The sequence below is a fragment of the Clostridium sp. Marseille-Q5894 genome (assembly GCF_946902305.1).
GTDB lineage: Bacteria > Bacillota_I > Bacilli_A > Erysipelotrichales > Coprobacillaceae > Thomasclavelia.
In genome coordinates this window covers 203,148-214,272 of record NZ_CAMPPT010000007.1, presented here as the reverse complement: position 1 = coordinate 214,272, position 11,125 = coordinate 203,148, and the positions used below count along the sequence as shown (strand labels likewise).

The 11,125-nt window shown below is 30.3% G+C and carries 5 protein-coding genes; all 5 read right to left on the bottom strand.

Annotated features, from left to right (window positions below):
• Window positions 1-119 precede the first annotated feature (119 nt).
• The 5 genes from OC535_RS11600 to OC535_RS11580 all read right to left on the bottom strand — a co-directional run bounded on the left by OC535_RS11600 (window position 120) and on the right by OC535_RS11580 (window position 11,123).
• The gene (locus OC535_RS11600; RefSeq protein ID WP_024721135.1) at window positions 120-902 is read right to left on the bottom strand and encodes a nitrilase-related carbon-nitrogen hydrolase; all 783 of its coding nucleotides are present in this window, start codon (window positions 900-902) and stop codon (window positions 120-122) included.
• Window positions 903-1,034: 132 nt separating this feature from the next.
• Window positions 1,035-3,599 carry an ATP-dependent Clp protease ATP-binding subunit gene (locus OC535_RS11595; protein WP_498823892.1) on the bottom strand — a complete coding sequence of 855 codons (2,565 nt, stop codon included), beginning with the start codon at window positions 3,597-3,599 and terminating at the stop codon, window positions 1,035-1,037.
• Between the two features lie 472 nt (window positions 3,600-4,071).
• Window positions 4,072-4,662: a rubredoxin-like domain-containing protein gene (locus OC535_RS11590; protein WP_024721137.1), complete on the bottom strand. Its 591-nt coding sequence runs from the start codon at window positions 4,660-4,662 to the stop codon at window positions 4,072-4,074.
• Between the two features lie 221 nt (window positions 4,663-4,883).
• A complete protein-coding gene (locus tag OC535_RS11585; protein WP_498823891.1) occupies window positions 4,884-10,037 on the bottom strand; it encodes a beta-N-acetylglucosaminidase domain-containing protein in 5,154 nt (1,717 codons plus the stop codon).
• Window positions 10,038-10,292: 255 nt separating this feature from the next.
• On the bottom strand, window positions 10,293-11,123 hold the full coding sequence (locus OC535_RS11580; RefSeq protein WP_498823890.1) for a PRD domain-containing protein: 831 nt from the start codon (window positions 11,121-11,123) through the stop codon (window positions 10,293-10,295).
• Between the last annotated feature and the right edge of the window lie 2 nt (window positions 11,124-11,125).

Genomic DNA, 11,125 nt, shown 5'->3' with positions numbered 1-11,125 from the left:
TTTATTTATGAATAACAGAAAAGATGGCTGTTTTTACTTTAACAACCATCTTATCTTAATTCAATGATTTTTCATTTTCTCTTAACTTAATACCATTGGGTAAATACTACCTCAATTTACTATAATTTATCATTATACTCTTTCATTAATTTATAATACAATTCTTCTCTACGACCATTTTTTAAATTCCGATTTTTTCTTACATGATCAACTAAAGTATGTTCCATATAAACATAGATCAAGCCTTCCTGCTCACTCATTTCATTAACCTGCATGCCCCATGGATCAAATAAAACACTATGACCAACATAACTTTCATTTGGATCATGGCCAACACGATTCACCCCTAAAACATAACATTGATTTTCAATTGCACGAGCTTTCAACAATGTTATCCAATGTTCATCTCTTTCTTTAGGCCAAGACGCAATTACAACGATCATATCACTATTTTTAGATGCTAATTGAAAGATTTCTGGAAATCTTAAATCATAACAAACAAAACCACTAATATTATATCCATTAATATTACAATAAGGAATTTCATTACCACAATGATAATAATTTCTTTCTTTTAAAAATGGATGAATTTTATCATATCTAAGTAATTCTTTCTGACCATCAACTGCTATTAAACTATTATAATATAAATCATTTTTTTTACTAATTGCACCATAAATAATTTTAATAAAATATTTTTGTGATAATTCTTTAAAAAAATCATCGATACTTTCATCATACATTTCTTTACATTTCATTGTAAATCCAGTTAAAGTCATTTCTGGAAAGACAATTAAATCAGCATGATTTAATTTAGCAACCTTAATAATATCTTTTACTTCTTTTTTATTTGTTTCTATATCTTCAAAAGACATATCAAATTGTGATATTGCAATTTTCATATTCATCACTCCCATCTTTTTTATTATTATAACAAATTATTATTAGTTTGTTAAATGTTTTATTACATAAAAAAACTAGTAAAATGTAATTCCTATCTATTATAAGATAAGAATACATTTACTAGTTATCTATTAACTTAATAATTTAAAACCATTATCATAGTCTACAGTTACGCTACTACCATTCTTGATCGTTCCTTTAATCATTTCACGAGCAATTAAAGTTTCAATATTAGACTGAATAAATCTCTTTAATGGACGCGCTCCAAATGTTATATCATAACCTTGTTCACTAATTACGGCTTTAGCACGATCACTAACAGAAATGACAATCTTTTTATCACTTAAACGATCTGATAATTGCTTAATAAATTTATCAATTATTTTATTAACAACACTTTGATCAAGTGAGTTAAAGTAAACGATCTCATCGATACGATTTAAAAATTCAGGTTTAAAATGAGCTTTCAATTCACTGTCAACAGCATTTCTAGTATCCTCATTATTACCTTCAAGTAAATAATTAGAACCGATATTTGAAGTCATGATAATAATCGTATTTTTAAAACTTACTAGATTTCCTTTAGAATCAGTGATCCGACCATCATCCAATACTTGCAATAGAATATTAAACACTTCCACATGGGCTTTTTCAATCTCATCTAATAAAACGATGCTGTATGGATGCCGACGTACTGCTTCTGTTAATTGTCCACCTTCTTCATATCCTACATATCCTGGTGGCGCTCCAACCAATCTAGACACACTGAATTTTTCCATGTATTCTGACATATCAATACGAACAATATTTCTTTCAGTATCAAACAATTGTTCAGCTAATGATTTAGCGACTTCAGTTTTACCAACACCGGTAGGCCCTAGGAATAAAAAGCTTCCAATTGGTCGATTTTCATCATTGATACCAGCCCGTGATCTAAGGATCGCATCAGTTACTTTCTCAATTGCATCATCTTGACCAATAACTCTTACTTTTAAAGCTTCATCCAATCGTAATAGTTTTTCACGTTCTGATTCCATTAATTTATTAACAGGAATTCCTGTCCAACGTGCAATCACTTCACTTACTGTTTCGACCGTTACTTTTTCTTGTAATAGATCATCTTCTTGTTTTGAAGCTTCAAACTGCTGGATTTCTTTTTCAATTTGTGGTAATGTCTGATACTTGATTTTAGAAGCTTCTTCTAAATTACCTTCAGTTTGATATTTTTCCTTTAATGCTTCTAAACGAACTTTTTGATCTTTTAATTCTTTTACATGATCTAAAGATTTTTTCTCTTCTTTCCACTTATCACTTAATCCTTTAACTTGTTCATCCAATGAAGCTATTCGTGCCTTAATTTCATTTAAACGTTTTTCATTATCATCATTTTTATCTTCTTTTTCAATTGAAATACGTTCCATTTCTAATCGATTCTTCTCACGCGTAATAACATCTAGTTCTTCTGGCAAAGAATCAATTTCCATTCTAATTGAAGCACACGCTTCATCAATTAAATCAATTGCTTTATCTGGTAAAAAACGATCTGTAATATAACGCTGTGACATATTTACTGCCCCAATAATCGCACTATCAGTAATCTGAACACCATGATGTGATTCAAATGAATCTTTTAATCCGCGCAAAATAGCAATTGTATCATCCTGGTCTGGTTCATCAACCTGAACTTTTTGAAAACGTCGTTCTAAGGCAGCATCTTTTTCAATATACATACGATATTCATCTAAAGTAGTAGCTCCAATACAGTGCAGTTCACCACGAGCTAACATTGGTTTTAACAAATTGGCTGCATCCATTGCACCATCAGTTTTACCAGCACCAACTAATTGATGAATTTCATCGATGAATAAAATAATTTCACCTTCAGCTTTTTTAATCTCATTTAAAACAGCTTTTAATCTTTCTTCAAACTCACCACGATATTTAGCTCCGGCTACTAAAGCACCTAAATCAAGTTCATATAAAGTCTTATTTTGTAAAGAAACAGGAACGTCATTTTTGAAAATTCGCCACGCTAAACCTTCTACGATTGCCGTTTTACCAACACCAGGTTCACCAATTAAGATTGGATTATTCTTTGTTTTTCGTGACAAAATTTGAATTACCCGACGAATCTCCTCATCACGACCAATAACCGGATCGAGCTTACCATCAGCGACATCTTTAGTTAAATCACGACCATACTTTTCTAACACTTCGTATTGATTTTCAGGGTTTTGGTTATTAACCATATTATCACCTCGCATTTCATCAATAACTTTCTTAACATCTTTTCGATTCAAATGATATTCATTTAATAAATCTTTGACCCATGAGCTATTCAACTCAAATAATGCCATAATCAAATGTTCAACACTCAAATACTCATCTTTAAATTTATGCATCTGTTTATCAGATAAATTTATTAACTGATTTAAATCATAAGAAATTCGAATACTATTTATATCTACATTACTAACGACCGGTTTACTTTGAAGTCTGTTTAACAACTTATTTTGCAAACTAGCAATATCAACATTACTTCTTGATAAAACACGATATAAAATACCAGCACTATCTTCCAATAACGCTAATAAAAAATGTTCTACATCTACTACTTGATGACCCTTTTCACTAGCCATCGTAATTGCTTTTTGGATTGCTTCTTGCATTTTAGCAGTCCATTTTTCAATATTCATGTCCATCACTCCTTTAGCACTCCTCTTCCCTAAGTGCTAACTATATTATATACTTTATTTTAGCACTGTCAACCCCCTGAGTGCTAATTTCTTGATATTTTTTCCTTGTAAAACCAAAGGTTTGCAATGCACTCTAAATCCGTAAAAATATCTTTCAATATAGCACTCCAATCTTATCTTTAGTTATAGAAAAAGCAGTCAACAAGTGATCAACTGCTTATTTTCATAAAACATGTATTTTTATTGTCATTGCCTTGTGTGTTTATTTTGTATACTCACTGTATCATAGACTCTAAGCACAAACAATCTTCTCCATTGATCTAGTCTGTTTTTATATCTGAATTTTTGTATTTAAAAATTTATTATATTCATTATAAATTGTTGAAATGCAGAACTTGGCACAAATAAAAAAGCACAATCATAAATTTGAATAATTTATGATTGTACCTTTAAAAACAAAATTACTATTTAATTATTTTCCAAAATATCTTTCAAGTAATCCTTGTAATGCTTTTCCATGTCTAGCTTCATCTCTAGCCATTTCATGAACTGTATCATGAATAGCATCTAAGTTATTTTTCTTAGCACAAGTTGCTAAATCAACTTTACCAGCTGTTGCTCCGAATTCACAATCAACACGCCAAGCTAAATTATCTTTAGTTGTTGCTTTCATATTTGGTTCTAGATCTTCACCTAATAATTCTGCAAATTTAGCAGCATGTTCTGCTTCTTCATAAGCAGCTTTTTCCCAATATAAACCAATTTCAGGATAACCTTCTCTATGAGCAATTCTTGCCATACATAAATACATACCTACTTCTGAACATTCACCTTCAAAATTAGCTTTTAATTGTTCAAAGATATATTTTTTATCTTCTTCAGAAATATCAGGATTATTTTTTACTGTTTTTGCATAAATACCATAATCATGTTCTGCAGCAAGTTTCATTTCACCTTCTACTTTTTTAAACTTATCTGCACCAACATGACATACAGGACATTCTGCAGGAGCAGCATCTCCTTCATAAACATAACCACATACTGAACATACAAATTTAGCCATTATAATTTTCCTCCACATTCATAAGTTAGTTATTAGTAATTATCAGTAATAATTACTAATATTAGTATATCCTATTTTCAAAAAAAGTCAATACTAAAATACCTATTTCCTTTGTAGTTTAATACTTTATTTAGTTACACACAAGAATATTTAAATATTTTTTATACATTTATTAACTTCATAAATTAAACGGTTATGAATATACATAACCGTTTAAAATTTTAACATTCTTCTTTTTTACGACAGATCCATAAACCAGCTAAACTTAACATTGTTAATCCCATTAATGGACTTAAAACAACATTATCACCAGTAGCTACACTTGCTGTTGTATCACCGGCTTTGACTGAATTACTTGTTTCCAATCCTGCCATTGCCTTTGCTAATACATCTTTAGCATTATCAACTTCTGCCTGACTTGCTTCTGGATCATCTAATACTGCCATTGCTTTATTTAAAGCATCTTGCATTACATTCCATGTTTCAGCACTGTAATTTGCAGCATTTAATCCATTTGCTTTATTAATTAAGTCTTGTAATAGATCCTTATTTGGTATCAATCTTAAGTCTAAGTATGCTCTTATTAACTCTGCATATGCATTATCTACTTCTGCTTGTGTTGCTTCTGGATCATCTAATACAGCTTTTGCATTTGCCATTGGTTCATCTAATTTAGCTACACTTGCTTCTGTATATACACTCTTATCTAAGCTTTCTAACTTATCATATTGGGCCTGTAATCTTGTTTTATCTGCTCTTAAGACTAAGTTTCCAATTGCTTCTGTTAAGTTATTCAAAGCTTCTGTTACATCACTTTCTAAGGCATTTTCATCATTCATGACTTCAGTTGCTGCTTCGATTGCTTCTTGCAATGCTGCCCATGAATCAGTTGTATAGTTTTCTTCTTCATAACCATTTGCTTTTTCTAGTAAGGCTTTTAATTCGGTTTTATCACCTTTTACAAACTCTAACATATGAATTGCGTTAGCTAGACGATAGAATGATGCATCGATCGTTGTTTGATCTGCATAATTATCAGCTAAAATACCTTCAGCTTCAGCTAATGCGGCGTTGAATTCATTAACGACTGCTTGTACGACATTTTCCAATACTTCTTGAGACTTTAATGTATTAGCAGTATCGACCGCAATTTGTAAAGCTACCTTATTTGTTTGTGGTATTTCAATTTCTTTTAAATTATCTACCGCATCTTGTAGATCAGCTAAAGCATTATCTAATTCTTTTTGCGTACTGTTATTATTAGCTAATACAGAATTTGCTTCCTCTAATTTTTGTACAAATATTTGATATGATTCAGTAGTATATTGATTTTCATCAATATCTAATCCATCAATGTATGATTGTAAATTATTACGATCTGGTAGATATTCTTCATTATTTAACAAGATTACTTCAGAAATCGTTGGAATACTATTTGCTTCCCATTCAAATTTTAATTCATAAATATTTGACCAGAAAGGTAAATAAATTTCATTTAATGACTTACTTAAAGTACCTACCTGTACCCATTCTCTACCATTTTCACCATCAACTAGTGCTAGTACTTTAGCGTTAGAAATACTTCCTTTTTGAATAATATTTATTTTTTTAACATCTAGATTTTTTGATAATGTATAACTAATATAACCAGCTTCATCAGTATCTGGTCTATATGCTGTAGCTAAATTACCATCAAACATATTTTGTGGTACATAACCTTGTTTTTCAATTACACTTGCATCAAAAGTTGGATCATTTGATACTGGAACATATTCACCTTCATTGACTACAATTTCATTGAATACAACAGCACGATTATTATTAGTCGCAGTAATCAAAATTTTAATATAACGAGCTGTTATATTATCTACTGTTCCTTCCACATATACTTTGTTTGGATATGTACTAGATGCTTTATATCCTGCATCTGAATTTAAGCAAGTAATGCTGGCATCATCTTCATTTTCGACTCCATCACCAATTGTAATAACTTTAGTCCAGTTTTCTAAATCATTTGAAATTAAAATATCAGCATCACGAATATAATTAACAGCTGAATCCTGGCAGTACATTGCCAATTTGTTAATTGTTCTTTCTTGACCTAAATCATAAATAATATATTGTCCTTTTTGTGGCAAATCTGCAAATTCTGTCATTGTATCTACATTTCCATCAAATGCAGCTCCATTATTACGACAATCTTCTGATACTCCCCAAGATGAATTAATACCAATATCACTATCTAATAAATATGGTCCTGATAATTCATTCGAAATTACTTCAAATTTAGTAATTCCAAAAGTGATTGGTTCATCAGTATTATTAATTAATCTTATATAACGAGCATCAGGTAAATCTGTATCATTTGCATCAACATCTACCCAATCAACATAGTTTTTAGATACTTGTAATGTTAAAGCGTTACCATTTACTAATTGTAGATCGATATTGGCTAAATCTCTAATTCTTGGTAATGTAATACCAATATACTCATTGCTATTTAATACGATCGTATCTACTGGTGCTATTAATGCGCTGTTAGTGTCAATTGTTGTAGCGATATTCTTTAGATCTGCATTATTTGTATCTACAAATGTATCGCTTGGTTTATTAACTCTAAAATCAGACATCTTTAACCAAACACCTTTATCTTGAGTATTTCTAACTCTTACATAACGTGCTTTAATACCAGTTAAATCTGCTTCTACTGTTTTCTTTTCAACATTTTGAGTATAACTTGCAAAAACAGTATAGTTAGTACCATCACTTGAATATTCTAAATCATAAGCATTCCAGTAATCAGTACCAGAATTACCCATGATAAATCTAACTTTACCAAGTGGTAAAACAGATCCTAAATCTAAACCTACATAGTCATCAACTTGACTATTTTGATTAAACCATGTAAAAGTGCTGTCATCATCATCAATCATGTTAGCAGTACCATAAGTTGAATAGATTCCATATCTAGAAACTTTGATAACACTAGCATTATATTTTTCACTTGTATCGTCTACTATACCTTGACCATTTACTACAATATCACGAACACCTAACCAAGTATTTGTTTTATCAACAGTTGCAATTACTCTAATTGCTTTTACATTATGTAAATTTAAATCAGTTAAATTGATTTCTTGTGGTAAATCATATTCTTCACCATTTACATCCTGCCATACTTTACCATCCGTACTATATTCTACTTTAGCCTTTAAGAAAGTATCATTTAAATTTCCACTTTGTCCTAATCTAAAAGTTACTGAATCGACATCAATAGCCTTACTATAACTAATTCCGACATACGTACCAGTTGTAATTGTATTTGGTGTTTTATAAACCACTTCCGTACTTGCATTATTATCTAATGCATTATTTAATGAACCTGTTGGCGTATCTGTACGGTTTGTAATAAAAGAAACAACATCTTGATCAGGATTAACTATTGTACTTACTTTAGCTGATAAAATAGTATCTAGATTTTGCATAAATGGATAAATGTATTTTCTACCCACTTTTGCATATTCAGTATGATCTACATAAAAGAATCCATGCGTTCTAGAAGCATCAAATTCAGCTTGACCAGTTGCAAAATAATCCCAAATCACGCTACTTTCTTCTTCATTTTGTAATGCTTTAGCAGCATTTAAATAATTAATAATCGATTCTGTTGTTTCTTGCCAACAGTCTAACCAATAAATAATTTGATCACGCGTTCTTTCATTTCCAGGATTGTTACGATAGGTATTAACACTATCCTGTAATAATTCAAATTCAGCAATTAAATCATCAGCTTGAGCCAAAATATCATTACCAGCATTCAAATCATTGATAAAGCTAGATAACTTATCTTTTAAGTCTACTGATTCCTCATTACCAATTTGCTGTGAATTCATCATATGTTTACTCAATTCACGTAATGCAATCGAAGCAGGTGTATCATCGATTGTTCCATGATCCATATAATTAAATGAATCATGCCATACTTGATCATATTTACTTGCCTCTTCCCAAATATTCCATGCATAATCAGCATTAGTAAATAATGCTTCTTTGCTAGGCTCTGACTGCTGCATTGGATTTAAAACAATTCCTTCAACAGTTGATGGATCAACATTAGGTTTTAAAACTGCTTCAGCTCCACCCATAATTAAACCATCTTTAGTGTTATCGCTACATGGCCAGTTGATCCACATATAAGCAGGACGTCCCATATTTTGATAAAATCTATCATTAAAGCTTGGTCCTACTTCACCCCAAACTCTACCACCAGTTTGAATGATACTTACTGAATCTGGCAGTTGTTTCAAAGTTTGCATCTGAGAACTTGAACCATATCCCATATAATCATTTGGGCAAAAAATCGTATCTGATTTTAATCCTGATACAGTTGCTTGTTTTTCAATCAACCATTCAGTTAAATCATTCATCAAACGAACATAACATTGTGCCCCTTGAGATGGAACAGAAGCATCATCTGCTAAAATCGCAAATTGTTTTACTCCTACTGACATTAATTGTTCAAATTTAGTTTTTATAATATTTAAATCTGTTTCATAATTTTCATCAGTATTAAAACGAATTGCATTATACATAAATGGATGTAATGCATAAACATAGTAACATTTGCTCTTATTACCAGCTTCTGCCAGTTTACTAATTTCAACTAGTTCTTCATCAGTATATAATGCTTTCCAATTTGAATTATGCTTAGGATCATCTTTAGGAGCATAAATATATTGATTTAACTTATAATCTCCACCAAATGTCATCAAATCTGCACGATCTTCATTTGACCATGGATTTCCATAATACCCTTCAATAAATCCACGTCCTTTTACATCAGCATAATCATTGATCTTTACATTTAAGATATTGTTATCTTTAACTTGGTTAAAAATATGTTTTAATGATGTCAATCCGTGGAAAGCAGCATCAGTATCTTTACCTAGTACTGCAATAACACCATTATTGATATCTAAAATATAAGAATCATAGTTAGTAAATAGATTCTCACTCTCGATTAAACCGTTGCTTTTAAAATAACTATCTGCATAATCATTTGAATTATATGTCCCAATAATCAAATTTGTTTTATTTGCATCGATTGCTTCACTAACTGTATATGTTTTATCTAATATACTTAATATATCAGCAGCATGATCTTTAGTAAAACTATCGATTGCATCACCATACACCACATTTACATCATCAGAAATCGAAAAGCTGTCATCGCTATATATCATTTCTTGAGGCGTTGGATATATTGTGTAGTTCGAAATTTCTTCTGCATTTACTGAATTTAACATAACTAATGAACTAAAAGTCATCGATAACGTTAAAGCAACTGTTAACACTTTTTTTAATGTTTTTTTCATCTCATTCTCCTTTCTCGTATAACTTTAAATTAACTAGATTTCCACGTTTACTAGTAATTAAAGTTTCCGTATCGCATAGAATACTGCTACAAATAAAGACCAAATGCTAGTATACTAAAAGCATATCCAGCATCTGGTCTTGCCTACTTAAAGTAACAATCCTATCGCACTTCTATTATATCATTGCTTAAATCTCTGTCAACCGTTTTTACTAAATACAAACTTATATTTTAGTTTTAATTTAGTTAATTTTAACTAAAGAATAGTATTTCTTTTAATATGGATACACAGATATGTCTGTTCATCAGGTGACAAAGTATAATCATAACGATCTTTGATTAATTTTACTATTCTATTGATACACAAAGCTAATCGTGCATTCTCTTTAAGCATATCACGAATATCCTGTGTTGTATCTTCAAAATTAACTTCCTCATTACTAAAAATTCTTTCAGCTAAATATTTTAGATGAATTGAAATTCTTGCATAACCAATAGAATCCTCCTCTAACTCTATTTTCATGGTTGTTTTAATTACATTTAAAACTTCTTTTGTCAAAGTAACTATTCTAATTGCATTATTTGCTTTATCATTAAATGAAAAATTGACTAAATGCAAAGCTAAATATCCAGCTTCATCATCATCTAATCGAATCCCTATTTTTTTTTCAATATAGTCAAGTGCCCATAAACCAACTTGATATTCTTTTTTATAAAGTGTTTTTGTCTCATTTAAAATTATATTTGGTAAATAGACATGTTCTTTTTTTCTCTTAACAGCAAAAGAAAGATGATCGCTTATAGCAATAAAAATTTCACCACTAAAATCTGTCTCTAAATCTTTGCTCGCTTTAGCAACTATCTTATTGGCAATCTCAAAATAAACAGCAGGTACTTCTGCAATTGACTGCTCAAAACGCTTCTTTTGTTCGTCTTTAAATAAATACGTTTTTTCGATTTTAGACTCATCGACTGGATCTCCGATTTTCTTTTGAAACCCAATACCGGAACCCGTTAGAATAATATCACCTAATTCATCTGAAATTACAGCTATACTGTTATTGTTAAAAACTTTTAATATTTTCAACT

What these genes read in the sequence shown, in the direction of transcription:
- OC535_RS11600 (WP_024721135.1), bottom strand. Translation starts at nt 902, where the DNA reads ATGAAAATTGCAATATCACAATTTGATATGTCTTTTGAAGATATAGAA.
- OC535_RS11595 (WP_498823892.1), bottom strand. Translation starts at nt 3,599, where the DNA reads ATGAATATTGAAAAATGGACTGCTAAAATGCAAGAAGCAATCCAAAAA.
- OC535_RS11590 (WP_024721137.1), bottom strand. Translation starts at nt 4,662, where the DNA reads ATGGCTAAATTTGTATGTTCAGTATGTGGTTATGTTTATGAAGGAGAT.
- OC535_RS11585 (WP_498823891.1), bottom strand. Translation starts at nt 10,037, where the DNA reads ATGAAAAAAACATTAAAAAAAGTGTTAACAGTTGCTTTAACGTTATCG.